21 protein-coding genes are annotated in these 25,284 nt (G+C 70.2%); 9 read left to right on the top strand and 12 right to left on the bottom strand.

The genetic code is table 11. From position 1 onward, the window contains the following. Positions 1-15: 15 nt before the first annotated feature. The 5 genes from metH to ACFFGE_RS00605 all read right to left on the bottom strand — a co-directional run bounded on the left by metH (position 16) and on the right by ACFFGE_RS00605 (position 6,776). Positions 16-2,679 carry a methionine synthase gene (metH, locus tag ACFFGE_RS00625; RefSeq protein WP_376833271.1) on the bottom strand — a complete coding sequence of 888 codons (2,664 nt, stop codon included), beginning with the start codon at positions 2,677-2,679 and terminating at the stop codon, positions 16-18. Next, positions 2,676-3,740: a homocysteine S-methyltransferase family protein gene (locus tag ACFFGE_RS00620; protein ID WP_376833269.1), complete on the bottom strand. Its 1,065-nt coding sequence runs from the start codon at positions 3,738-3,740 to the stop codon at positions 2,676-2,678. The genes metH and ACFFGE_RS00620 overlap by 4 nt, the downstream gene beginning before the upstream one ends. Positions 3,741-3,900: 160 nt before the next feature. Continuing rightward, positions 3,901-4,845 (bottom strand): methylenetetrahydrofolate reductase [NAD(P)H], encoded by a 945-nt coding sequence (gene metF, locus ACFFGE_RS00615; protein WP_376833267.1) that lies wholly within the window; start codon positions 4,843-4,845, stop codon positions 3,901-3,903. Further along, complete coding sequence (locus ACFFGE_RS00610) at positions 4,845-5,810, bottom strand: ArsR/SmtB family transcription factor (protein WP_376833265.1); 966 nt, start codon at positions 5,808-5,810, stop codon at positions 4,845-4,847. The genes metF and ACFFGE_RS00610 overlap by 1 nt, the downstream gene beginning before the upstream one ends. Positions 5,811-5,849: 39 nt before the next feature. Further along, positions 5,850-6,776, bottom strand: a complete 927-nt coding sequence (locus ACFFGE_RS00605; protein ID WP_376833262.1) for a 2-hydroxyacid dehydrogenase — start codon at positions 6,774-6,776, stop codon at positions 5,850-5,852. 39 nt (positions 6,777-6,815) lie between these two features. Between ACFFGE_RS00605 and ACFFGE_RS00600 the strand changes: the two genes are divergently transcribed. Together ACFFGE_RS00600 and ACFFGE_RS00595 are read left to right on the top strand one after the other, a co-directional pair. Further along, positions 6,816-7,040, top strand: a complete 225-nt coding sequence (locus tag ACFFGE_RS00600) for a DUF8778 family protein (protein ID WP_376833261.1) — start codon at positions 6,816-6,818, stop codon at positions 7,038-7,040. After that, entirely contained in the window at positions 7,033-7,365 is a 333-nt protein-coding gene (locus ACFFGE_RS00595; RefSeq protein ID WP_376833259.1) for a type II toxin-antitoxin system PemK/MazF family toxin, read from the top strand. The genes ACFFGE_RS00600 and ACFFGE_RS00595 overlap by 8 nt, the downstream gene beginning before the upstream one ends. A 53-nt stretch (positions 7,366-7,418) precedes the next feature. On the opposite strand, the gene ettA is transcribed toward ACFFGE_RS00595, so the two are convergent. Next, positions 7,419-9,086, bottom strand: coding sequence for an energy-dependent translational throttle protein EttA (gene ettA, locus ACFFGE_RS00590; RefSeq protein WP_376833257.1), 1,668 nt, complete (start codon positions 9,084-9,086; stop codon positions 7,419-7,421). A 78-nt stretch (positions 9,087-9,164) separates the two neighbouring features. Further along, positions 9,165-9,854: an HAD hydrolase-like protein gene (locus ACFFGE_RS00585; protein ID WP_376833255.1), complete on the bottom strand. Its 690-nt coding sequence runs from the start codon at positions 9,852-9,854 to the stop codon at positions 9,165-9,167. Between the two features lie 66 nt (positions 9,855-9,920). On the opposite strand from ACFFGE_RS00585, the gene glmU reads away from it, so the two are divergent. The 3 genes from glmU to gor all read left to right on the top strand — a co-directional run bounded on the left by glmU (position 9,921) and on the right by gor (position 13,498). Further along, the gene (gene glmU, locus ACFFGE_RS00580; RefSeq protein ID WP_376833253.1) at positions 9,921-11,264 is read left to right on the top strand and encodes a bifunctional UDP-N-acetylglucosamine diphosphorylase/glucosamine-1-phosphate N-acetyltransferase GlmU; all 1,344 of its coding nucleotides are present in this window, start codon (positions 9,921-9,923) and stop codon (positions 11,262-11,264) included. A gap of 141 nt (positions 11,265-11,405) precedes the next feature. After that, positions 11,406-12,089 carry a ribose-5-phosphate isomerase RpiA gene (rpiA, locus tag ACFFGE_RS00575; RefSeq protein WP_376833251.1) on the top strand — a complete coding sequence of 228 codons (684 nt, stop codon included), beginning with the start codon at positions 11,406-11,408 and terminating at the stop codon, positions 12,087-12,089. Positions 12,090-12,118: 29 nt separating this feature from the next. Continuing rightward, the gene (gene gor, locus ACFFGE_RS00570) at positions 12,119-13,498 is read left to right on the top strand and encodes a glutathione-disulfide reductase (protein ID WP_376833249.1); all 1,380 of its coding nucleotides are present in this window, start codon (positions 12,119-12,121) and stop codon (positions 13,496-13,498) included. 9 nt (positions 13,499-13,507) lie between these two features. Here gor and ACFFGE_RS00565 read toward each other — a convergent pair whose 3' ends face one another. Beyond that, positions 13,508-14,764 (bottom strand): DNA polymerase IV, encoded by a 1,257-nt coding sequence (locus ACFFGE_RS00565; RefSeq protein ID WP_376833329.1) that lies wholly within the window; start codon positions 14,762-14,764, stop codon positions 13,508-13,510. A 121-nt stretch (positions 14,765-14,885) separates the two neighbouring features. Between ACFFGE_RS00565 and ACFFGE_RS00560 the strand changes: the two genes are divergently transcribed. Both ACFFGE_RS00560 and ACFFGE_RS00555 read left to right on the top strand, forming a co-directional pair. Continuing rightward, the gene (locus ACFFGE_RS00560; protein WP_446680604.1) at positions 14,886-15,251 is read left to right on the top strand and encodes a response regulator; all 366 of its coding nucleotides are present in this window, start codon (positions 14,886-14,888) and stop codon (positions 15,249-15,251) included. A gap of 3 nt (positions 15,252-15,254) precedes the next feature. Then, complete coding sequence (locus ACFFGE_RS00555) at positions 15,255-16,616, top strand: PleD family two-component system response regulator (RefSeq protein ID WP_376833247.1); 1,362 nt, start codon at positions 15,255-15,257, stop codon at positions 16,614-16,616. Between the two features lie 74 nt (positions 16,617-16,690). Here the strand turns inward: ACFFGE_RS00555 and rpmG are convergent, their stop codons facing one another. Beyond that, positions 16,691-16,858 (bottom strand): 50S ribosomal protein L33, encoded by a 168-nt coding sequence (rpmG, locus tag ACFFGE_RS00550; protein ID WP_376833245.1) that lies wholly within the window; start codon positions 16,856-16,858, stop codon positions 16,691-16,693. A 129-nt stretch (positions 16,859-16,987) separates the two neighbouring features. Between rpmG and ACFFGE_RS00545 the strand changes: the two genes are divergently transcribed. Then, positions 16,988-17,551 (top strand): hypothetical protein, encoded by a 564-nt coding sequence (locus ACFFGE_RS00545; RefSeq protein WP_376833243.1) that lies wholly within the window; start codon positions 16,988-16,990, stop codon positions 17,549-17,551. Here ACFFGE_RS00545 and ACFFGE_RS00540 read toward each other — a convergent pair whose 3' ends face one another. After that, complete coding sequence (locus ACFFGE_RS00540) at positions 17,552-18,256, bottom strand: NUDIX hydrolase (protein WP_376833241.1); 705 nt, start codon at positions 18,254-18,256, stop codon at positions 17,552-17,554. It abuts the gene before it with no gap. Between the two features lie 51 nt (positions 18,257-18,307). On the opposite strand from ACFFGE_RS00540, the gene ACFFGE_RS00535 reads away from it, so the two are divergent. Further along, entirely contained in the window at positions 18,308-19,330 is a 1,023-nt protein-coding gene (locus ACFFGE_RS00535) for a cupin-like domain-containing protein (RefSeq protein ID WP_376833239.1), read from the top strand. Between the two features lie 15 nt (positions 19,331-19,345). Here the strand turns inward: ACFFGE_RS00535 and gltB are convergent, their stop codons facing one another. Then, on the bottom strand, positions 19,346-23,839 hold the full coding sequence (gene gltB, locus ACFFGE_RS00530) for a glutamate synthase large subunit (RefSeq protein WP_376833237.1): 4,494 nt from the start codon (positions 23,837-23,839) through the stop codon (positions 19,346-19,348). Next, positions 23,836-25,275: an NAD(P)-dependent oxidoreductase gene (locus ACFFGE_RS00525; RefSeq protein ID WP_376833235.1), complete on the bottom strand. Its 1,440-nt coding sequence runs from the start codon at positions 25,273-25,275 to the stop codon at positions 23,836-23,838. The genes gltB and ACFFGE_RS00525 overlap by 4 nt, the downstream gene beginning before the upstream one ends. Between the last annotated feature and the right edge of the window lie 9 nt (positions 25,276-25,284).

Raw genomic sequence — 25,284 nt, 5'->3', positions numbered from 1 at the left:
GAGGAATTAGAGCCTTCACGCCGCCGCGTTCCTCGCCGGCGCCTTGGGGTCGTAGTTGAGGATCGGCGCCAGCCAGCGCTCGGCGACCGCGACGTCCCAGCCCTTGCGCGCGGCGTAGTCGGCGACCTGGTCGGCGTCGATCTTGCCCACGCCGAAGTAGTGGCTCTCCGGGTGGGCGAAGTAGAGTCCCGACACCGACGCCGGCGGCGTCATGGCGAAGCTTTCGGTCAGGGCCATCCCCGCGTTGGCGCCCGCGTCCAGCAGGCGGAACAGGGTCGCCTTCTCCGTATGGTCCGGCTGGGCCGGATAGCCGGGGGCGGGGCGGATGCCCCTGTACTTCTCCTCGATCAGCTCCTGGACGCTCAGCGCCTCGTCCGGCGCATGGCCCCACAGGGTGGTCCGCACCTCCTTGTGCAGGCGCTCGGCGAAGGCCTCGGCGAGGCGGTCGGCCAGCGCCGTCGCCAGGATGGCGGAGTAATCGTCGCCCGCCGCGCGGAACTCGGCCGCCTTCTCCAGCTCGCCGTGGCCGGCGGTGACGGCGAAGGCGCCGATGTGGTCCGGCCCGTCCTCGGCCACGAAGTCGGACAGGCACAGGTTCGGCTTGCCGGAGGTCTTGGCGATCTGCTGGCGCAGGCCGTGGAAACGGGCGAGTTCGGTCGAGCGCGCCGCGTCGGCCCAGACCACGATGTCGTCGCCGCGCGCGTTGGCGGGCCAGAAGCCCGCCACGCCCTTCGCGGTGAACCAGCGCTCCTCCAGGATGCGGCCCAGCATGGCCCGCGCGTCGCGATACAGGTCACGAGCGGCCTCGCCGACGATCTCGTCCTCCAGGATCTGCGGGAAGCGGCCGATCAGCTGCCAACTGGCGAAGAACGGCGTCCAGTCGATGTGGTCGGCGAGATCCTTCAGGTCCCAGCTGTCGAAGGCGCGCACGCCCAGGAAGGACGGGGCCGGGGCCGGGGCGGGGTCGGCGGGGCGGAAGCGGTTGGCGCGGGCCTGGGCCAGGGAGGCGCGGGCCTTGGTCTCCTGGCCCCGCGCGTACTGCTCGCGCACGCGGACGTACTCATCGCGCGTGGCGGCCATGTTCCGCTCCCGCTCGGTCGGCGACAGCAGGCCGGAGACCACGCCCACCGCCCGGCTGGCGTCGGTGACATAGGTGGTCGAACCGGACGGATAGGCCGGCTCGATCTTCACCGCCGTATGCGTCCGGCTGGTGGTCGCCCCGCCGATCAAAAGCGGGATGCGGAAGCCGCGCCGCTCCATCTCCGAGGCCACGAACACCATTTCGTCGAGGCTGGGCGTGATCAGGCCGGACAGGCCGATGATGTCGACCTTGTGCTTCTCCGCCTCATCGAGGATGCGGTCGGCCGGGACCATGACGCCCAGGTCGACCACCTCGTAATTGTTGCACTGGAGCACGACGCCGACGATGTTCTTGCCGATGTCGTGGACGTCGCCCTTGACGGTCGCCATCAGGATGCGGCCCGCCTGCTCGCGCGGTTTGCCGGCCTTCTCCGCCTCCATGAAGGGCTCGAGGTAGGCCACGGCCTGCTTCATCACGCGGGCGGACTTCACCACCTGGGGCAGGAACATCTTGCCCGCGCCGAACAGGTCGCCGACGACATTCATGCCGTCCATCAGCGGGCCTTCGATGACGTGCAGGGGGCGCTCGGCGGCGGCGCGGGCCTCCTCGGTGTCGGCCTCGATGAAGTCGGTGATGCCGTGGACGAGCGCATGCTCGATGCGCCTGGCCACCGGCTGGTCGCGCCAGGAGAGGTCGACGACCCTGGCCTGACCCTTCTCGCCCTTGTAGCGGGGGGCCAGGTCCACCAGCCGCTCGGTGTTGGAGACATTGCCGCGCGGGGGCCGGTTCAGGATAACGTCCTCGACGGCGTCCCTCAGCTCCGGATCGATGTCGTCATAGACCGGCAGGTCGCCGGCGTTGACGATGCCCATGTCCATGCCCGCCTGGATGGCGTGGTACAGGAACACCGAGTGGATCGCCCGGCGCACCGGCTCGTTGCCGCGGAAGCTGAACGAGACGTTCGACACCCCGCCGGACACATGGGCGTGGGGCAGGGTGGCGCGGATCGTCCGCGTCGCCTCGATGAAGTCCACGGCGTAGTTGTCGTGCTCCTCGATCCCCGTCGCGACGGCGAAGATGTTGGGGTCGAAGATGATGTCTTCGGGCGGGAAGCCGATCTCGTCGACCAGCAGCCGGTAGGCGCGGGTGCAGATCTCGATCTTGCGGGCGGCGGTGTCGGCCTGGCCCTGTTCGTCGAAGGCCATGACCACGACGGCCGCGCCGTAGCGCAGGCACTTCACCGCCTGCTCACGGAAGGCGGCCTCGCCCTCCTTCAGGCTGATGGAGTTCACGATCGGCTTGCCCTGCACGCACTTCAGGCCCGCTTCGATCACCTCCCACTTGGAGGAGTCGATCATGATCGGCACCCGGGCGATGTCGGGCTCGGCCGCGATCAGGTTCAGGAAGGTGACCATGGCCGCCTTGGAGTCCAGCAGGCCCTCGTCCATGTTGACGTCGATGACCTGGGCGCCCGCCTCGACCTGCTGACGCGCGATCGACAGCGCCTCGGGGTAGTTCCCCTCGACGATCAGCTTCCTGAACTTGGCCGAGCCGGTGACGTTGGTCCGCTCGCCGACGTTGATGAAGGTGGGTCTCACGCCCCCACCTCGAACGGTTCGAGACCGGAAAGGCGCAGCGCAACCGGCCGGTCCGGCACGACTCGCGGCGTCACGCCCGCGACCTCTTCGGCCACATGGCGGATGTGGTCCGGCGTCGTGCCGCAGCAGCCGCCGACGATGTTGACGAGGCCGCTCTTCGCCCATTCCTCGATGAAGTGCGCCGTCTCGTGCGGCTGCTCGTCGTACTGGCCCATGGCGTTGGGTAGGCCGGCGTTGGGGAAGGCGGCCACGAGCGTGTCGGCGATGCGGCTGAGCTCGGCGATGTAGGGGCGCATGAGGTCGGCCCCCAGCGCGCAGTTCAGGCCGATGGCGAAGGGCCTGGCGTGCCGCACCGAGTGCCAGAAGGCTTCCGCCGTCTGTCCCGACAGGGTGCGGCCCGAGCGGTCGGTGATGGTGCCCGAGATCCACAGGGGCAGGGGCTCGTAGCCCTCGTCCTGAAGGTCGAGGATGGCCTTGATCGCCGCCTTGGCGTTCAGGGTGTCGAAGATGGTCTCGACCAGGAAGATGTCGACGCCGCCCTCGTGGAGCGCCCGGGCCTGCTCCTTGTAGGCGTCGTAGACCTGGTCGAACGTCACGGCGCGATAGCCGGGGTCGTTGACCTCCGGGCTGATCGACAGGGTGCGGTTGGTCGGGCCGATCGAGCCGGCGACGAAGCGGGGCTTTTCCGGCTCCTTCTCCGTCCAGCGGTCGGCCACCTCGCGGGCGATGCGCGCGCCCTCGAAGTTCAGGTCATAGACCGCGGACTCCATGCCGTAATCCGCCTGTCCGATCGAGGTCGAGGAGAAGGTGTTGGTCTCCGAGATGTCGGCGCCCGAGGCGTAGTACTGGTCGTGCAGGTCGGCGATGACGTCCGGCCGCGTCAGGATCAGCAGGTCGTTGTTGCCCTTCTGCGGGTGGTTGTGCGCCACGAAGCGTTCGCCGCGGAAATCCTCCTCCGACAGGTCCAGCCGCTGGATCATCACGCCCCAGCTGCCGTCGAGCACCAGAATCCGCTCCCGCGCGGCGGCTTTCAACGACGCGATGCGTTCGGCGCGGGTCATCAGCATTCCTCCCCAGCAAGCGAAGCGAAGCGGGGGAGGGGGACCATGCGCAGCATGGTGGAGGGGGCGACGGCCAGCGCTGGCGTCTGGGGTCGCCCCCTCCACCGCTTCGCGGTCCCCATCCCCCGCGAAGGAGCGGGGGAGGAAAAAGACCGGCCCCTCATGCCGACTGCTCCCGCACGCCCAGCACCCGGCAGATGGCGTAGACCAGGTCGGCGCGGTTCAGGGTGTAGAAGTGGAAGTCGGAGAACCCCTCTTCCTGCAGTCGCGCGCAGGTCTCGGCGGCGACGGAGGCCGCGATCAGGCGGCGCGTGTCGGGGTCGTCGTCCAGGCCCTCGAAATGCCCCGCCAGCCAGCCCGGCACCGCCGCGCCGCAGGCCGCGCTCATCCGCTTGAGGCCGGCGAAGTTCGTGACCGGCATGACGCCGGGGATGATCGGGATGGTCACGCCCGCGGCCCGCACCCGGTCGCGGAAGCGCAGGAAGGCGTCGATGTCGAAGAAGAACTGGCTGATGGCGCGGGTCGCGCCCGCATCGACCTTGGCCTTCAGCACCTCGATGTCGTGGTCGAGCGAGGCGCTTTCCGGGTGCTTCTCCGGATAGACGCCGACGGTGATGTCGAAGCCGCCGACGGCCGAGATGGCGCGGGCCAGCTCGGTGGCGTTGGCGTAGCCGTCGGCGCGGGGCTGATAGACCCCGCCGATGCCGCCGGTGCCGGGCGGGTCGCCGCGCAGGGCGACGATGTGGGTGACGCCCGCGGCCCTGTAGTCGCGGATGACCTGGTCGACCTCGTCGCGGCTGGCCTCGACGCAGGTCAGGTGCGCGGCCGGCTTCAGCGACGTCTCGGCCAGGATGCGCGCGACGGTTCTGTGCGTGCGCTCCCGCGTGGAGCCGCCGGCGCCGTAGGTCACCGAGACGAAAGCGGGGTTCAGCGGGGCCAGGCGCCGGATGGCCTGCCACAGGTTGTCTTCGGCCGCGTCGGTCTTGGGCGGAAAGAACTCGAAGGACACCCGTGGCGCCGTCGCATTGTTCCCGGCGCGGGCGACGGGGCCGAGCGGCGACAGCAGAAGCGCGCGGGCCTCGGCCAGGTTCAGGGCGGACGACATCAGGCGACGCTCCGGCTGGCGGACAGGGCGGGTCGCTCCGCCGTCCAGATGCTGACGGTCAGGCCGTCGGTGTCGGGCGGCAGGGCGATGGGCGCCGACGGCTTGAGACCGGCGTCGTCCAGCCAGCGGCGAATCTCGGCGTCGGCGAACCCCAGACGGCGATGCTGATGCTCCTCCCGCAGACGCTCCAGCGCGTGGGGGGCAAAGTCGACGATCAGCAGCTTTCCGCCCGGTGTGGTGATCCGCGCGGCCTCGGCCACGGCGGCGGCCGGGTCGGCGAGGTAGTGCAGCACCTGATGCACCACCACCAGATCGGCGCTCTCGGACGGCAGGCGGGTGGCGAAGACGTCGCCGTGGCGCAGCTCCACCCGGTCCAGGCCCGCCTTGGCGACGTTGGAACGGGCGATGTTGAGCATGCTCTGGCTGAGATCCAGCCCGATCGAGACCCGCGCCCGCTTGCCCAGCAGCGTCAGCATGCGGCCCGAGCCGGTGCCGAGGTCCACCAGTCGCTCGAAGGGGCCGGGGCCGGCGGCGCGCTCGATCGCCGCCTCCACCGCGCTCTCACAGACATAGAGCGAGCGGATGCGGTCCCAGCTGGGCGCCACCTGTTCGAAATAGGCCTGGGCGTCGGCCTCGCGCTCACGACGGACGGTCTCCAGCCGGCGATGATCGCGCTCGGCGTCCTCGTCGTGCAGGCTGTCCAGCACCGTTTCCGCCAGACGTCGCGCGATGCGGTCGGATGACAGGCGATAAAAGACCCGGGCGCCGTCCGGGAAACGTTCGATCAGCCCCCCTTCGGCCATGAGTTTCAGATGGCGGGACACGCGCGGCTGGCTCTGCTCCAGCACCCGCGAAAGCTCCATCACCGACAGCTCCTCGGCGGCGAGCAGGGTGAGGATGCGCAGGCGGGTCGGCTCGCCCGCGGCGCGCAGCATTTCGACGGCCTGGTCGGCGGTAAGGCTCATATGCTCATATAAAGATATCTTTATATGATTGCCAAGCGGTCAGGCGACCGGCGTCACCAGCGGCCGGCCGGCGAAGTGAGCCGCCAGGTTCTGAAGCAGCAGACCCAGCATCGCGGGTACGGCCGCCTGTGTCGCCCCGCCGGTGTGCGGGGTGAGCACCACGTTGGGCACGCCGGCCCAGCGGTCCGCAGGCGTGGGCTCCTCTTCGAACACGTCCAGCGCGGCGGCGCCCAATGTTCCGGACTTCAGGAGCTCGATCAGGGCGTCTTCGTCCACCAGGACGCCGCGTGCGACATTGACCAGCAGGCCCTCTGGCCCCAGCGCCGTCATCACCTCGCGGTCGATCAGGCCACGATTGCTCTCGTCAGCCTTGCACGCCACCACCAGCAGGTCGGCCCAGCGCGCCAGCTCGACCAGGGAGCCCATGCGGGGCCAGTCGGCCTGCTTCTCGCGCGGGCCCCACCAGCGGATGTCCATACGGAAGGCCGCCGCCCGCTGCGCGACCGCCCGCCCGATGGAGCCCAGGCCCACGATGCCCAGCTTGGCGTCCTTCATCGACGGCGTGATGGTGCGGGCGTCCCGCCGCCAGTCCCCGCCGCGCACCGCCCGGTCGCCCTCGAAGATGCTGCGTCGCGACGCCAGGATCAGACCGAGCGCATGGTCGGCCACGTCCTCATGGTTCACGCCCGGCGCATGGCTGACCGCCAGGCCCCGAGCCCGGCACCAGTCGACGTCGATCCCCTCATGGCCCGAGGTGAAGCAGGCGACGAGCGACAGGTTCGGCAGCCGCTCCACCAGCCCCTTGTCCAGCGGATGTTCGCCGGCGACGATGAGCGCGCGGATGTCCGGCTCCGCCTCCAGCGGCGGCCCCTCCCACAGGCGGTAGACGTCGTAGAGGGTCTCCAGAAAACCGGACAGCGGCGCCAGATGCGGCTGGACGACCAGGACGGCGGGACGCTGGGTCATGCCATCGACAATACGTGTAATCGCACGTATCTTCCAGACATGAAGAAGCTGACCTTGACCGTGGACGACGACGTCTACGAGGGCCTGCACAGCCGGATCGGGGCGGGGCGGATCAGCCGTTTCGTCAACGATCTGGTGCGCCCCCTGGTGAGCGAGGACGCCCTGCTTCAGGGGTATCGCGACATGGCCGCCGACGAAGCGCGAGAGCGCGAGGCCGGCGAGTGGTGCGAGGCCCTCATCGCCGACGTGACGCCAGGTGACTGATCAACCGAGGCGGGGGGAGGTCTGGTGGGTGTCGTTCGACCCCTCAATCGGCGGGGAGATCACCAAGACCTGCCCGGCGGTGATCGTCAGCAACGACGCCGCCAACCGGGCCCTCAACCGGGTTCAGGTCGTGCCGCTAACGACGCAGACCGACCGCATCTACCCGGGCGAGGCGCTCATCGACGTCAACGGCGAGCGTCGCAAGGCGATGGCCGATCAGCTCTTTACGGCTTCCAAACTGAGACTTGGCCGTCGGCAGGGGGGGCTGACGCGCGGAGATATGGCGGCGGTGGAGCGGGCCATCCGCACTCAGTTGGGCCTTTGAGGGCCTTGAACTGACAGTCGGCCGGCCCGAGGGCCGGCCGGTCTTCATCTAAGTCAGCGCCCGAACTTCTGGTACTGCACCCGCTTCGGGATGAGGCTGTCCGCGCCCAGGCGGCGCTTCTTGTCCTCTTCGTAGGCTTCGAAGTTGCCCTCGAACCACTCCACGTGACCGTCGCCCTCGAAGGCGAGGATGTGGGTGGCCAGCCGGTCCAGGAACCAGCGGTCGTGGCTGATGACCACGGCGCAGCCGGCGAACTCCTCCAGCGCCTCCTCCAGGTTCTGCAGCGTCTCGATGTCGAGGTCGTTGGTCGGTTCGTCGAGCAGGATCAGGTTGCCGCCGGTGGCCAGCGTCTTGGCCAGGTGGACGCGGTTGCGCTCACCGCCCGACAGCAGCCCGACCTTCTTCTGCTGGTCGGTGCCCTTGAAGTTGAAGCTGCCGACATAGGCGCGCGTGTTGATCTCGCGCTTGCCGACCATCATCACGTCGGTGCCGCCGGAGATCACCTCCCAGATGGTCTTGTTGGCCTCGAGGTCGTCGCGCGACTGATCGACATAGGCCAGCTTGACCGTCTCGCCGAGGCGCAGCTTGCCGGCGTCGGGCTGTTCCTGGCCGGTGATCAGGCGGAACAGGGTCGACTTGCCCGCGCCGTTCGGCCCGATCACGCCGACGATGCCGTTCGGCGGCAGCTTGAACGTCAGGTCCTTGAACAGCAGCTTGTCGCCATAGCTCTTGGTCAGCCCCTCGACCTCCAGCACCACATTGCCGAGGCGCGGGCCCGGCGGAATCTGGATGGCGGCGAAGGTCTGGGCCTGGCGGCTGTTCTCCTGCTCGGCGACCATGCGCTCATAGGCGGCCAGACGCGCCTTGGACTTGGCTTGGCGGGCCTTGGCGCCGGAGCGGACCCATTCCAGTTCGCGGGTCAGGGCGCGCTGGCGAGCCTCGGACTCCGACTGCTCCTGGACGACGCGCTTCTGCTTCTGCTCCAGCCAGCCGGAGTAGTTGCCCTCGTAGGGGATGCCCTTGCCGCGATCGAGCTCCAGCGTCCACTTGGTCACCTGGTCAAGGAAGTAGCGGTCGTGGGTGACCAGGATCACACAGCCCGGGAAGGCCTCCAGGTGGTGCTGCAGCCAGGCGACGGACTCGGCGTCCAGGTGGTTGGTCGGCTCATCCATCAGCAGCATGTCGGGCTTGGACAACAGCAGCCGGGCCAGCGCCACGCGGCGCTTCTCACCGCCCGACAGGCTGGTGACCGACCAGTCGTCCGGCGGGCAGCGCAGGGCCCCCATGGCCATCTCGATGCGGCTGTCGATGTCCCAGACGTCGCCAGCGTCGATCTTCTCCTGGAGGGCGGTCATCTCCTCCATAAGCTCGTCGGAGTAGTTCTCGGCCATTTCGGCCGCGATCTCGTTGAAGCGCTTGACCCACTGCTTCTCCTCGCACCAGGCCTCGACGTTCTCGCGCACGGTCAGGTTGGGATCGAGCTGCGGCTCCTGCTCCAGATAGCCGCGCTTGACGCCGTCGGCGGCGCGCGCCTCGCCGGAGAATTCGGTGTCCAGGCCGGCCATGATCTTCAGAAGGGTCGACTTGCCCGAGCCGTTGACGCCGACGACGCCGATCTTGGCGTCCGGATAGAAGCTCAGCCAGATGTTCTCGAAGACCTTCTTGCCGCCGGGATAGGCCTTGGTCAGGCCCTGCATCTGGAAAATGTACTGCTGCGCCATGGGGTGCGTCCGCGCCTTGATCATCGTGTGGGGAGGTTGGCGCGGGATGTAGCGAGCGCGGCGGCTCAGGGCAAATGGCTAGCTCCTGCACAGGCGCCTGGCCGCCGCCAGCGCGGCTTCGAACCCGGACCAGTCGTCCAGCATGACGTCCGCGCCAAGCTCCTGGGGCGGACGGTCGTTGTAGCCGAAGGTGCACAGGATCGAGGGCACGCCCGCGGCGCGCGCCGCACCGGTGTCGGTGGAGGCGTCGCCGACCATCACCGCGCGAGCCGGGTCGCCGCCGACGATCTTGAGCGCGTCCAGGATATGGGCGGCGTCGGGCTTCCTGGCCGAGACCCGATCCGGTCCGGCGACCAGGGCGAAGCGGCGGGTCAGGTCCAGCGCGTCGAGCAGGGCCAGAGAGAGATCGGTGCGCTTGTTGGTCGCCACCACCAGCGTCGCTCCGCGCGTGGACAGCTCCTCCAGCGTCTCGACCACGGCGGGAAAAGGCCGGGTGTGGGCGGCGATGTTCTCGACGTAATCCGCGATGAAACGGTCGAACAGCTCCGGCTCCGCCGCCTCGTCCCAGGTCGAACCCGCTTCCTGGAAGCCATGCCTCAGCAGCGCCCGGGCGCCGTGGCCGACCAGATGGCGCGCGCTGGAGACCGGAACCGGCGGCAGGCCCTTGAGCGCCAGCATGCGGTTCAGCGTGCCGATCAGGTCCGGGGCGGAGTCCACCAGCGTGCCGTCCAGGTCGAACAGGATCGTCCAGCCGTCCAGATCGCGCATGCAGCCCTCCCGTCGCGCCCGGGGATGGGCTAGACCGCTGACGATGCCTAGCCGCCGGACCGATTCATGACCAGCCGAGCCCGCGCCGCGATCATCCTGGCCGCCGGCCAGGGCACGCGGATGAAGTCGCCCCTGCCCAAGGTGCTGCACCCGGTCGGCGGACGCGCCATGCTGGACCACGCCATCGACGCCGCCGAGGGCCTGGGCTGCGAGCGCATCGTGGTGGTGGTCGGCAATCACTCGCCCGAGGTGCGGGCCCACGTCGAGAAGCGCCTGGGCGCGGCCGCGATCGCGGTCCAGGACCCTCCGCTCGGCACCGGCCACGCTGTGCTGGCCGCGAAAGCGGCGCTGAACGGCTTCGACGGCGAGGTGGTGGTCACCTACGGCGACGTGCCGCTGCTGACCGCCGCCGACATCGCCCCGGTGTTCGCCGGAGACGGCGTCACGGTGATCGGCTTCGAGGCGCGCGACCCCGGCGCCTACGGCCGGCTGATCCTGTCGGGCGGGACGCTGGAGGCGATCGTCGAGGCCAAGGAGGCGACGCCGGACCAGCTGAAGGTCACGGCCTGCAACTCCGGCGTCATGGCGGCCCCGGCGGCGCTGCTGTTCGAGCTGCTAGAGCGGGTCACGAACGACAACGCCAAGGGCGAGTACTACCTGACCGACGTGGTCGGTCTGGCGCGCCGGGCCGGGCACGCGACCCGCGCGGTCTTCGCGGGCGAAGACGCTGTGATGGGCGTGAACGCGCAAGCGGAACTGGCCCAGGCGGAGGCCCTGTTCCAGAGGGTGCGGCGCGAGGACCTGCTGGCGGCGGGGGTGCGGATGCCGGCGCCCGACACCGTTCACCTGAGCTGGGACACCGAGATCGGGCCGGGCGCGGTGATCGAGCCCTATGTGGTCTTCGGCCCGGGCGCGAAGGTCGCGGGCGGCGCCCGCATCCGCAGCTTCAGCCATGTTGAGGGAGCGGTCGTGGCTGCGGGGGCGGAAGTCGGCCCCTATGCGCGGCTCAGGCCCGGCGCGGACCTGGGCGAAGGCGTCCGGATCGGCAACTTCGTCGAGGTGAAGAACGTGACGATGGCCAAGGGCGCCAAGGCCAACCACCTGGCCTATCTTGGCGACGGGTCGGTCGGGGAGGGGGCCAACGTCGGCGCCGGCACGATCTTCTGCAACTACGACGGCTTCAACAAGCACAGGACCGAGGTGGGCGCGGGGGCCTTCATCGGCTCCAACACGGCTCTGGTGGCGCCGGTGACGGTGGGGGCGGGGGCGATGACGGGCTCCGGCTCTGTGATCACCGAGGACGTGCCCGACGGCGCCCTGGCGCTGGGTCGGGCGCGGCAGGAGCTGCGACCCGGCTGGGCCGAGCGCTTCATGCAGGCGATGCGCGCCCGGAAGGCGGCAAAGCCATGATCCTCCCCCGACGCGCAGCTTCGGGGGAGGGGGACCACGCGAAGCGTGGTGGAGGGGGCGACCGCAACCTCCCGTGCTTCCGGTTTGCCCCCTCCACCCCTTCGGGGTCTCCCTCCCCCGCTGCGCCGGGGAGGAATGGACATGTCTGACCTCCAGAAAAAGCACGCCGGCGAGGCCGCCGCCGCGCGGGTCGAGCCCGGCATGATCGTCGGCCTGGGCACCGGCTCGACGGCCGCCTGGTTCGTGAAGGCGCTGGCGGCGCGGGGCCTGGCGGACCTGCGCTGCGTGCCGACGTCGGAGGCGACGGCGGATCTGGCGCGCGAGCTTGGGCTGACGCTGTCGACGCTGGAGGACACGCCGCGTATCGACCTGACGATCGACGGCGCCGACGAGGTCGGGCCGGGGCTGGCCCTGATCAAGGGCGGCGGCGCGGCCCTGCTGCGCGAGAAGCTGGTGTGGGAGGCCTCGGCGCGCTGCATCGTCATCGCCGACAGCGCCAAGGTGGTGAAGACGCTCGGCGCCTTCCCCCTGCCGATCGAGGTGGTGGCGTTCGGGCACAAGACCACCGCCAACCGCATCGCCGACGTCCTGGCCGACCATGAGATCGCCATGCCCGCGCGCCTGCGCCAGGCCGAGCGCGGCATCGTCCGCACCGACGGCGGCAATGTCATCTATGACGCCAGGTGCGGGGCCATACACGACCCGGTCCGTCTGGCCGACGACCTGAAACTGATCACCGGCGTCGTCGAGCACGGCCTGTTCCTCGACCTGGCCGACGAGGCGATCATCGGCTTGGATTCCGGCGTCGACGTTCTACATCCCTGAGCCCGATCACCGCCCAAGCGGAGCCCGCCATGGCCGACTACGACTACGATCTCTTCGTCATCGGCGCGGGTTCGGGGGGCGTGCGGGCGGCGCGGCTGACGGCGCTGGACGGCAAGCGGGTGGCCATCGCCGAGGAGCACCGGGTCGGCGGCACCTGCGTGATCCGCGGCTGCGTGCCCAAGAAGTTCATGGTCATGGCCTCGGACTTCGCCCACCAGTTCGAGACGGCCAAGGGCTACGGCTGGACCGTCGACGCCAGCTTCGACTGGAAGGGCTTCATCGAGACCAAGGACGTGGAGATCGCCCGGCTGTCGGGCATCTACGCCGCCAACCTCGGCAAGGCGGGGGTCGAGCTGATCCACGGCCGCGCGGTGCTGAAGGACGCCCACACCGTCGAGATCGTGGGCAAGGACCCGACGATCACCGCCGAGCGCATCCTCATCGCCACCGGCGGGCGTCCCTGGATCCCCGAGGGCCTGCCGGGGATCGAGCACGCGATCACCTCGGAGGAAGCCTTCCACCTGCCGGAACTGCCGAAGCGCATCCTGATCGCCGGCGGCGGCTATATCGCCGTGGAGTTCGCCGGCATTTTCGCCGGGCTGGGGGTCGAGACGACCCTGGTCTATCGCGGGCCGAACATCCTGCGCGGCTTCGACGACGACGTGCGCGCGCATCTGGCCGACGAGATCGAGAAGCGCGGCATCCGCGTGGTGCTGGCCACCCAGCATGACCGGATCGAGAAGACCGAGGCCGGGCTGCTGAACGTGCTCGACAACGGCCTGGAGATCGAGACCGACGTGGTGATGTTCGCCACCGGCCGCGTGCCGCACGTGAAGGGCCTGGGCCTCGAGACCGCCGGCGTCGAGCTGACGGAGCAGGGGGCGATCAAGGTCGACGAGTTCTCGCGGACGACGGCGGAGAACATCTGGGCCATCGGCGACGTCACCGACCGGATGAACCTGACGCCCGTCGCCATCCGCGAGGCCGTGGCGTTCCACCAGACCGTCTATCGCGACACCCCGACCAGCTTCGACTACGAGGCCGTGGCCACCGCCGTGTTCAGCCAGCCGCCGGTCGGCACGGTCGGGCTGTCCGAGGCCGAGGCGCGCCGCGCGTGCCGCAAGGGGGTCGACGTCTATCTGACCCGCTTCCGCCCGATGAAGTACGCCTTCACCGGCTCCGACGAGCGGATGCTGATGAAGCTGGTGGTGGACGCGGACACCCAGAGGGTGGTGGGCGTACACATCGTGGGGCCGGACGCGCCGGAGATCATCCAGGTCGCCGCGATCGCCGTGAAGGCGGGCCTGACCAAACAGCAGTGGGACGCCACCTGCGCGGTGCATCCCACGGTCGCCGAGGAGCTGGTCACCCTGCGCGAGAAGCAGAGGCCGACCGAGATGGCGGGCTAGCGCTTCAGGCTAGCGCTTGAGGGCCCGCCCCGACACCACGGCCGCGTCGCCAAATCGGGCGCGCAGGGCGTCGATGGCGGTCTCGGTCTTCAGCGCCCGGGCTTCCTCGCTCTCGAACAGGCTAAAGGGCGCGTCCTCGGCGTCCATCACATCCATCATGCCGACGCCGATCAGGCGGTAGGGGCGGCCCAGTTCAGGCTTCAGCAGGCCGGCCGCGGCGGCGAACAGGCCGCGCGCCGTCTGCACGGGTTCGGCCAGGGTCTGGCGCCGGGTGACGATGCGGAAGTCGGTGCGCCGCAGCTTCAGCTGCACGGTGCGGGACGCCAGACCGGAGCGGCGCGCCTTGGCCGCCAGCTTCTCGCACAGCCGCCAGAGCTCGGCCTCGAGCGCCGTCTGCTCGGTCAGGTCCTCGTTGAAGGTGGTCTCGGCGCTCATGCCGCGCCGGTCATGGTCCGGATCGACCGCGCGGCCGTCGCGACCGTGGGCGAGGTCCCACAGGCGCAGGCCCCATTCGCCATAGCGGCGCACCAGGTCCTTGGGATCGGCGCGGGCCAGGTCTCCGACCGTGTCGAAGCCGTCGCTGCGGAGCGCCTTGCCGAAGACCGGGCCGACCCCCGGCAGGATCGTGACGGCTTTCGGGGCCAGGAAGCCTTTCGCCTCGGCCGCGCCGATGACCGAGAAGCCGCGCGGCTTGTCCAGTTCCGAGGCCACCTTCGCCAGGAAGCGGTTCGGCGCCAGCCCGATGGAGACGGTCAGGCCGGTCTCCTGTTCAATGTGCTTCTGGAACCGGATCAGCTGCAGCGCCGCCGGCCCGCCGTTCAGGCGCTCGGTGCCCGACAGGTCCGCCCACGCCTCGTCCAGCGACAGCGGCTGGATCAGGGGGGTCAGCCGCCCCAGCGCCCCGAGGATGCGCCGGCTCTCGGCCGAGTACTTGGCGAAATCCGGCTTGACCACCACCGCGTCCGGACAGGCCTTGAGCGCCTTGAACATCGGCTGGGCCGACCCGACGCCGTACAGGCGCGCGATGTAGCAGGCGGTGGTCACCACCCCCCGACGTCCGCCGCCCACGATCACCGGCTTGTCGCGCAGCTCCGGCCGGTCGCGCTTCTCCACCGAGGCGTAGAAGGCGTCGCAGTCCATGTGGGCGATGGCGAGCGTGTCGAGCTCGTCGTGGGCGACGACCCGCGGCGACCCGCACGCGGGGCAGCGCAGGGGCGACGGTCGTTCCGGCGCCGTCCAGAAGCACTCCATGCAGATGGCCTTCATGCCGGGCGCGGCCATGCTTCACGTCAACTTAAAGAATGTCGGTCCATGTTCCGACGCAACGAACAGGTGAGAGCCCGGCCGGCGGCGTGAAAGCCCCTGTCGTCGGGCGGTCCAGGTGATGATGTCGAAGAAGGTCCTCATCGTCGAGGATAACGAGCTGAACATGAAGCTCTTTCATGATCTGCTCGACTCGCAGGGCTACGAGACCCTTCAGACCCGCGAGGGCATGCAGGCGCTCGCCCTGGCGCGCCAGCACCGGCCGGACCTGATCCTGATGGACATCCAGCTGCCCGAGATCTCCGGCCTGGAGGTCACGCGCTGGCTGAAGGAGGACGAGGAACTGTCGCACATTCCCGTCGTCGCTGTGACCGCCTTCGCCATGAAGGGCGACGAGGAGCGCATCCGTCAGGGGGGCTGCGAGGCCTACATCTCCAAGCCGATCTCGATCAGCTATTTCCTGGACACGGTTCGTAAGCACCTGGGGTAGGCCATGACCGCGCGTATCCTTGTGGTCGACGATGTTCCGGCGAACGTCCGCCTGCTCGAGGCGAAGCTGACGCTGGACTACTACGACGTCCTGACCGCCGCGGACGGACCCACGGCGCTGCGGATCGCCAAGGCCGAGCTGCCCGACATCGTGCTGCTGGACGTCATGATGCCCGGCATGGACGGCTTCGAGGTGTCGCGCCGGTTGAAGGCCGATCCCGTGACCCGGCATATCCCGGTCATCCTGGTGACGGCGCTCGACGGCCGCGAGGACCGGATCCAGGGGCTGGAGGCCGGGGCCGACGACTTCCTGACCAAGCCCATCGACGACGTGGTGCTGATGGCGCGCGTGCGTTCGATGATCCGGCTCAAGGCGGCGATGGACGAGCTGCGCGAACGCGAGGAGAGCGGTCGCCGGCTGGGACTGGCCGAGGGGGTGGGGCGGCTCCGCTCGTCGGGCGCGCGGGTGCTGGTGGTGGACGACAATCCGCAACAGGCCAACCGCCTTCTCGCCGAGCTGGGCGGCGAACACCGGGTGGTTCACGAGTCCGATCCCAATGCGGCCCTGATGACCTGCCGCGGCCCGGTGGACCTGCTGATCGTCAACGCGGCGGCCGACAGCTTCGACGGCCTGAGGCTGGCGGCGCAGGTGCGGTCGCAGGAGGCGTCGCGAAACCTCGCGATCCTGGCCATCGTCGATCCGGGCGAGCGCGCGCGGATGCTGAAGGCGCTGGAGCTCGGCGTGAACGACATCCTGTCGCGCCCGGTCGATCAGCAGGAGCTGGCCGCGCGGGTGCGGACCCAGGTCAAGCGCAAGCGCTACGCCGACTTCCTGCGGGAGAAGCTGGACTTCAGCCTGGAGATGGCGGTCACCGACCCGCTGACCGGGCTGCACAACCGCCGCTACATGACCAGCCAGCTGCAGGCCCTGCTGCAGCGGGCCAACCACGGTGGCGAGCCGGTGGCGGCGCTGCTGCTGGACATCGACCACTTCAAGGGCGTGAACGACGGCTTCGGCCACGACGCGGGCGACGAGGTCCTGCGCGAGTTCGGGGTTCGGCTGGCGACCAATGTCCGGGCGGTCGATCTGCCCTGTCGCCTGGGCGGCGAGGAGTTCGTCGTCCTCATGCCGGGCATCCGGCTGGAGGACGCCGGCCGAATCGCCGAGCGCATCCGCATGAACGTGGAGGCCGCGCCGTTCCGCATCCTGGGCGGACAGGAGCTCCTGCCGATCACCGTCTCGATCGGCGTGGCGGCCTCGGTCGCGCCGCACGAGACGCCGGAAAGCCTGCTCAAGCGCGCCGACGACGGGGTCTATGAGGCCAAGTCGCGCGGCCGCAACGTGGTCGTCGCCCGCGCGGCCTGAGCCAAAGCCTTAGCCTGAAACGCAAAACGCCCGGCCGAGGCCGGGCGTCGGATCGGTCAGGCGGTTGAAACGCCTTACTTGATCTTGCCTTCCTTGAACTCGACGTGCTTGCGCGCGACCGGGTCGTACTTCCGCACGACCATCTTCTCGGTCATGGTCCGGGCGTTCTTCTTGGTGACGTAGAAGAAGCCGGTGTCGGCCGTGGAGTTCAGACGGATCTTGATGGAAGCCGGTTTGGCCATCGGAATTGCCTTTGCGACGGCGAAAGCCGCTTGAAACGAGAGGCCGGGAAAATACTCAGGACGCCCGTGAAGTCAACGGGCGACGCACAGACTTGCGCGCGGCCGCTCGGACTGGGTTAGGCTCCGGGCATGAACCGTACGCTCGTCAGCCTTGTCGCCGCCGCCGCCGTCACCTCGGCCTGCGTCTCGACGCCGAGGGTCGCCCCATCCCACGACGCCTTCATGGCCAACCTCAACGCCCTGTGCGGGCAGCGATTCGAGGGGCGGGTCACCACGACCGACCCCGCCGACGCCGCCTTCGCCTCGTCGCGGCTGCTCATGCATGTTCGCGACTGTTCGCCCACGGAGGTGCGGATCCCGTTCTGGGTCGGCGAGGACCGCAGCCGCACCTGGGTGATCACCCGCGAGCCCCACGGCCTGACGCTGAAGCACGATCACCGGGACCCGCAGGGTCAGCCGACGGGCCTGCACTGGTATGGCGGCGACACCGAGGGGCCCGGCGCCGCTGAGCGGCAGACCTTTCCGGTCGACGACTTCTCGGTGGAGCTGTTCACCGCCAATGACGCCGCCGTCTCGGTGACGAACGTCTGGGCGATGGAGGTGCGGCCGGGCGAGACCTTCGTCTACGAACTGACGCGGCCGAACCGCCACTTCCGCGTGGAGTTTGACCTGACGCGGCCGGTGGCGGAGTGATCAGTCGTAGCTGACCTGGTGCCGGCCGTGCAGCCAGCGCACGAAGGGCAGGGGCCGGTCGGCCGACTCGTGCCGCGCCGCGACCTCCTTCAGCACGAAGCGGGTGATGGCCGGCAGGTCCTGCCCCGCCGCCTGGTCCAGGGGCAGCCAGGCGATCTCGTCCAGCTCGCCCGACGCTTCGCCCCGCGCCATCAGACTCTCGCCGTCGGCCATGAAGAAGCGGGCGTCGAACCGGCGCGGGCGGCCCGGCGGAGTGATGGCGCGGGCGATATAGGACAGGGCCGCCAGGTCGGGCAGGGCGCCCGCCCGCCGGAACTCGCGCCACGGCCCCGCGACGGACGCGGCGGGCGCGGGCCGGCCCAGGATCAGCCCGGTCTCCTCGAAGGTCTCGCGCACCGCCGCCAGCGCCAGGGCGCGGGCGCGCCGGGCCGGAAGCTCCCGCTCCAGCCGCTCGGCGGTGGCGGCGCTCAGTTCCGTGGCGGCCGCGGCCCCTAAGTCCGCCCGCTCCACCCGCCCGCCGGGAAAGACCCACTTCGAGGCCATGAAGACATGCCCCGGCGCGCGGCGGCCCATCAGCACCTCGGCCGAACCGGACCGGCGGCGGACCAGGATCAGCGTCGCGGCGTCCTTCGGTCGCGCGCGGGCGCCGGTGCGCGGGGCGTCCTCAAGGTCCTGGCGGGCGTCGAAGGGCGAGGGATCGCGCATGCGTCCACCTATGTCGTGACGGTGGGGCGGGTCCAGCCTAGACTCGCCGTCATGACGTCGCTTCCTCCGCCCAAGCCCTTGCCGCGCCTGAAGGGCGTCGACCGCGCCCGGTTCGAAGCCGAGGTGGTTCCGGCCGGCCGGCCGGTGGTGCTGGAGGGGCTGGTCGCCGACTGGCCGGCCGTGGCGGCGGCGCGGACGCCGGGGGGCTTGCGCGACTATCTGTCGGGACTGGACGCCGGCCGCCCGGTCAACGCCTTCCGGGCGTCGCCGGAGATCGAGGGGCGCTACGGCTACTCCGAGGACCTGAAGGGGCGCAACCACACGCCGGTACAGGTGCCGCTGAAGGCGCTGCTGGACGAGCTGCTGGCGCTCGCCGAGGTCGAGCGGCCCGCCTCGATCTATGCGGGCGGCGTGCCGGCGCCCAGCCATCTCCCGGGATTGGTCGAGGCCAACCCCATGCTGCTGCTGGACCCCGCCGCGGAGCGGCTGACGTCGCTCTGGATCGGCAACCGGTCGACGACGGCCACCCATTGGGACCTGCCCCAGAATCTGGCCTGCGTGGTCGCCGGGCGGCGGAGGTTCACCCTCTTCCCGACCGGACAGGTCGCGAACCTCTATGTCGGACCGCTGGACTTCACCCTGGCGGGCCAGCCGATCAGCCTTGTGGACATCGATGCGCCGGACCTCGAGCGCTTCCCCCGCTTCGCCGAAGCCTGGGCGGAGGCCGAGCAGGCGGTGCTGGAGCCCGGCGACGCCGTCTATGTGCCCAGCCTGTGGTTCCACAATGTGAAGTCGCTGGATCCGATCGGGGCGATGGTGAACTTCTGGTGGCGCGACGGGCCGGAGTGGCTGACCACGCCGATGTTCACCCTGTTCCACGCGCTCCTGACCCTGCGCGATCTGCCCGAGCGCGAGCGGGCGGCGTGGCGGGTCTTCTTCGACCACTACATCTTCCAGACCGGCGGCGAGCCGATGGCGCATATCCCGGAGGACGCGCGGGGCGTGTTCGGCGCCTCGACGCCGGAGCGGCGGGCGCAGCTGAAGGCCATGCTGGCCCGGCCGCTGAGCCGATAAGCTCAGGTCCGCGGCTCAGGCCCGCTTGAGCGCCTGCGCCTCGGCGGCTTCCCTCGGCAGGATGCGCACGAAGCGGCGCTGGGCCTCGGTCCATCCCTCCAGCAGGCGCCGCGCGAGGGGAGAGCCCGTCGCGTCCGCATGTCGCTCCAGAAGCGCGCGCAGCCGGGCCGCCGCCTCGCCATGGACCGGCAGGCTCGTCACCGCCTCGGCGTTCAGGTGCGTCTCCAGGTCCGGCTGGTCCGCCAGGATGAAGGCCTCGCCGCCTGACATGCCCGCGCCGAAATTCCATCCGACCCGGCCCAGCACCACGACCGCGCCGCCGGTCATGTATTCGCAGCCGTGGGCCCCCACGCCCTCGACAACGGCCTCAGCGCCCGAGTTGCGGACGGCGAACCGCTCGCCCGCCACGCCCGAGGCGAACAGCACGCCCGAGGTCGCGCCATAGAGCGCGGTATTGCCGACGATCGCCTGACCCGGCCGCCAGGTCGTGGGCCGGATGATCAGATGCGCCCCCGACAGGCCCTTGCCGACATAGTCGTTGGCCTCGCCGTCGAGCTCGATCCGCAGCCCCTTCATGCCCCAGGCGGCCATCGACTGGCCGGCCGAGCCCCGGAGCGCCAGGGTCAGCTGGCCGTCGGGCAGCGTGTTCCCGAAACGGCGCACGATATGGGACGAGGTCCGCGTGCCGATCGCACGCTGGGTGTTCCTGACCGAATAGGTCAGCTGCATCTTCTCGCCGCGTTCCAGCAGCGGCGCGGCGTCGCGCACGATCAGGGCGTCCAGGGTGTCGGGCACGGCGTTGCGCGCCGTCTCCGGTCCGCGCTGGGCGTTCAGTTGGCCGCCGACCCGAACCAGCAGGGGGTTCAGGTCCAGGTCGTCCAGATGCGACGAGCCGCGCGAGACCTGACGTAACAGGTCGGTCCGCCCGACCGCCTCGTCCAGCGACTTCAGGCCCAGCGAGGCCAGCACCTCGCGCGTCTCCTCGGCGATGAAGGTGAACAGGTTCACCACCTTGTCGGGCGTGCCCGTGAACATGGCGCGCAGCCGCTCGTCCTGCACGCAGACGCCGACGGGGCAGGTGTTGGAATGGCACTGGCGCACCATCAGGCAGCCGACGGCGATCAGGCTGGCGGTTCCGATGCCGAACTCCTCGGCGCCCAGAAGCGCCGCGATCACCACGTCGCGCCCGGTGCGGATGCCGCCGTCGGTGCGCAGGCGCACATGGTTCCTCAGGCCGTTCAGGCTGAGCACCTGATGGGCCTCGGCCAGACCCATCTCCCACGGCATGCCGGCGTGCTTGATCGAGCCCATGGCCGAGGCCCCGGTGCCGCCGTTGTGGCCGGAGATCAGGATCACGTCCGCCTTGGCCTTGGCCACGCCCGCGGCCACCGCGCCGATGCCGGAGGAGGCGACCAGCTTCACCGTCACCCGCGCGTCCGGGTTGATCTGCTTCAGGTCGTAGATGAGCTGGGCCAGATCCTCGATCGAATAGATGTCGTGGTGCGGCGGCGGGCTGATCAGGCCCACGCCCGGCGTCGAGTGACGCATGCGGGCGATGAACTCGGTGACCTTGAAGCCGGGCAGCTGGCCGCCTTCGCCGGGCTTGGCGCCCTGGGCCACCTTGATCTCGATCTCGCGGCACTGGTTCAGATACTCGGCCGTGACGCCGAAGCGGCCGGACGCCACCTGCTTGACCGCGCTGTTCGGATTGTCGCCGTTGGCGCGGGTGACGTAGCGCTCGGGGTCCTCGCCGCCCTCGCCGGAGACCGAGCGGGCGCCGATCCGGTTCATGGCGATGTTCAGCGTCTCGTGCGCCTCGGGGCTCAACGCGCCCAGGCTCATGCCCGGCGTGACGAAGCGCTTGCGGATTTCGTTGACGCTCTCGACCTCGTCGATCTGGGCCGGCTGGGCGACCTCGCGGAAGTCCAGCAGATCGCGCAGGAAGGTCGACGGCTGCTCGCGGACGCGGCGGGAATAGGCCTTGAAGCGCTTGTAGTCGTTGCGGGTCGTGGCGTCCTGCAAGCGGTGGATGGTCTCGGCGTCCCAGGCGTGGCTCTCCTGCCCCGCGCGGATGCGGTGCGCGCCGCCGATCGGCAGACGGACCCGGTCCTCGGCCCAGGCGCGGGCGTTCTGGCGCACCGCCTTCTCCTCCAGCCCGGTCAGGCCGATGCCGGAGATGCGCGAGGTCATGCCGGGGAAGAACTCCGCCGCCAGCGAACGCGACAGGCCCAGCGCCTCGAACTCATAGCCCCCGCGATAGGCCGAGATGACCGAGATGCCCTTCTTGGCCAGGATCTTCATCAGGCCCGCCTCGATGGCGTGCTTGTAGTTCAGGCAGACGTCGCGAAGCGTGAGTCCCGGATAGCGCCCGGCCTCCAGCCGCGCCTGGAAGGTCTCCTGCGCCAGCCAGGCGTTGACCGCCGTCGCGCCGCAGCCGACCAGAACCGCGAAGCCGTGCGAATCCAGCGTCTCCGACGTCCGCACCACGATGGACACGAACGACCGCAGGCCTTCGTCCACCAATCGCGAATGCACCGCCGCCACCGCCAGGATCATCGGGATCAGGGGCTTGCCGGGCCCCGACCGCTCGTCGGTCAGGACCAGCAGCCCGGCGCCGGCGCGCGCCTGCTCCGACGCCTCGCGCCCGATGCGGTCCAGCGCCGCCTCCAGCGTCCGGCCCGGAGGGGCCGCGGGCTCGGGCGCGTCGAAGGCGCAGTCGATGACGGCGACGCCCCCCGCGCCCACCTGATCCAGCATGCGCTCGTACATGCCGGTCGTCAGCACCGGGCTGTCCAGCACGAAGACCCGCGTCTGGGTCTCGTCCTGGGCCAGGATGTTGCCGAGGTTCTTGAACCGGGTCTTCAGGCTCATCGCCCCGGCTTCGCGGAGCGAGTCGATGGGCGGGTTGGTCACCTGGGCGAAGGCCTGGCGGAAGTAATGGCTGAACGGGCGGTCGATCTCCGACAGCACGGTCGGGGGGGCGTCGTCGCCCATGGAGCCGACGGCTTCCTTGCCGGAGGTCGCCATCGGGTCCAGCAGGGACTCTATGTCCTCCTCGGTCCAGCCGACGGCTAGCTGGGCGCGGGTCAGGGCCTCGCCCGACAGGCGGCGCGGCTCGTCGCCGGGGCCGACGCGGGCCTCCAGCTCGACCATGTTGCCGAGCCATTCGCGATAGGGGTGATCCTCCGCCAGACGGTCGACCAGCTCGAACTCGTCGTAGAAGCGGCCGGCCTCCAGATCGACGGCGACCATGCGTCCGGGGCCGATGTGCAGGCGCTGCTCGATGCGCTCCTCGGCGACGCCGGTCATGCCGGCCTCCGAGCCGCAGATCAGCAGGCCGTCGACGGTGCGCGCCAGCCGGAGGGGACGCAGGCCGTTGCGATCCTTGCCCGCCACCACCCAGCGGCCGTCGGTGGCGCAGACCGCCGCCGGACCGTCCCACGGCTCCATCACGGCGTTGCAGTACTCATAGAGCGCCTGATGCTCGGGCTTCATCACCCCTTCGACCCGCGCCTCGGGGATCAGCAGCGCCTTGACCATGGGGGCGGGGCGGCCGGCGTGGACCAGCACCTCGAACACGTTGTCGAGCGCCGCCGAATCCGAGCCGGAGGCCTGGATCACCGGCTTCACGGACGCCTGGTCCTCGCCAAAGGCGTCGGCGGCCATGCGGATCTCGTGGCTCTTCATCCAGTTCGCGTTGCCGCGCAGCGTGTTGATCTCGCCGTTGTGGGCCAACATCCGGAACGGCTGGGCCAGGCGCCACTCGGGGAAGGTGTTCGTCGAATAGCGCTGGTGGAACAGCGCCACGTTGGCCGTCACCCGCGGGTCCAGCAGGTCGGGGTAATACTCGTCCAGCGCCTCGGCGAGCATCATGCCCTTGTAGATCACCGACCGGGCCGACAGGGAGCAGATGTAGAAATCCGACAGGCCCTTGGCCTGGGCGCGCTTCTCGATCCGGCGGCGCACCAGATAGAGCCGGCGCTCCAGCGCCTCGCCGGTCAGGCCTTCGGGCGCGGCCAGCATGACCTGCTCGACCTCCGGACGCGTGGCGGCGGCGCGCGCGCCCAGCGCTTCGATATGGTGGGGCACCTGGCGCCAGCCGTAGAGGTAGAAGCCCGCCTTCAGCACCTCGCCCTCGACGATGGTGCGGGCCCGCTCCTGCGCGCCCAGGTCGAGGCGGGGCAGGAAGACCATGCCGACGCAGATCGGCGTGGCGCGCGGCTCATGGCCGGTGTCGCGCACCTGGGCCTCGAAGAAGGCCTGGGGCAGGCCGATCAGGATGCCGGCCCCGTCGCCGGACTTGCCGTCGGCGTCGACCGCCCCCCGGTGGAAGATGGCCTTCAAAGCCTTCAGCGCCAGCTCGACCACTTCGCGGCGCGGCGCGCCGTCGATGGCGGCGACCAGGCCGACCCCGCAGGCGTCGTGCTCCGAGGCCGGGTCATAGGCGTGGGCGTCGATCAGGGTCTGGCGCGCGGCCGCGTAGGCGGCGGGGTCGAAGGCGTCGGTCATGCCGCGACCCTTCCAGAAGCGCGCGCGCGAAGCCAGGCGTCGATCTCGGCCGCAGCGTCCTGACCGTCGCGCACGGCCCAGACCACCAGGGACGCGCCGCGCACGATGTCGCCGGCGGCGAACACGCCTTCGAGCGTGGTGGCCTTGGTGCGGCGCGCGGTGCGGATCGTGCCCCATTCGGTCAGGGCCAGGTCGGAGCTGTCGAACAGGGCCGGCAGGTCCTCCGGCTCGAAGCCCAGCGCCTCGATCACCAGGTCGGCCGGCGTCTCGAAGTCGCCCCCCTGCACCTCCTCGACCGTCCAGCGGCCGTCCGCGTCCTGGGCGGCCAGGGCCATGCGCGCGGCGCGCACTCCGGTCACGCCGTCCGCGCCGCCCAGCACCGCGCGGGGGGCGGCCAGCCATTCGAAGCGGACGCCTTCCTCCTCGGCGTTGGCGACCTCGCGGGCGCTGCCGGGCATGTTGGCGCGGTCGCGGCGATAGAGGCAGGTGACCGTGGCCGCGCCCTGGCGCACGGCGGTGCGGACGCAGTCCATGGCCGTGTCCCCGCCGCCGATGACCACCACGCGCTTGCCCTGGGCATTCAGCCGCCCGTCGTCGAAGGCGGGCACGGCGTCGCCGAAGCCCTTGCGATTGGAGGCGATCAGATAGTCGAGCGCCGGAATCACCCCCTGCGAGCCGCAGCCGGGGGCCGTCAGCCGCCGGGCCTGGTAGACGCCGGTGGCGACCAGCACCGCGTCGTGCCGCGCGCGCAACTCGGCGAAGGCGAGGTCGCGCCCGATCTCGACGCCCAGTTCGAACGTCACGCCGCCGGCGGCCAGCCGGTCCAGCCGCCTCTGCACGACGTGCTTCTCCAGCTTGAAGCCGGGGATGCCGTAGGTCAGCAGCCCGCCCGCGCGATCGTGTCGATCATAGACGGTCACCGCATAGCCGGCGGCGCGCAGCCGGTCGGCGGCCGCCAGCCCTGCCGGTCCCGCGCCGACGACGCCCACCGACTGTCCCCGCTCGACCCTCGGCGCGATCGGCGTGACCCAGCCGTTCTCGAACGCCATGTCGCCGAGCCAGCGTTCTACCGAACCGATCGTGACGGTGTCCCAGCCGGACTGCTCCAGGGTGCACGACCCTTCGCACAGACGATCCTGGGGGCACACCCGGCCGCAGATCTCGGGCATGGCGCTGGTCGCCTCGGCCTGGGCCCAGGCTTCCTCGGCGCGTCCCTCGGCGGCGAGGCGCAGCCAATCGGGAATGTTGTTCTCCAGCGGACAGCCCGACTGGCAGAAGGGCACCCCGCACTGGGCGCAGCGGCTGGACTGGCTCTGGGCGACCTGTTCCGCGAAGCCGCTGTAGATCTCCCCGAAGTCGGCCACGCGCTCGGCCGCCGACGCCTTGACGGGGCCTGCGTGCGGCACGAGCACGAACTTCTGGTTGGCGTCGGCCAAGGCGGCGCC

The sequence above is a fragment of the Brevundimonas balnearis genome (assembly GCF_042434805.1).
GTDB classification, from domain to species: Bacteria; Pseudomonadota; Alphaproteobacteria; order Caulobacterales; family Caulobacteraceae; genus Brevundimonas; species Brevundimonas balnearis.
Note: the sequence above shows the minus strand (reverse complement) of the source record. Positions and strands in the feature narration are given on the sequence as shown.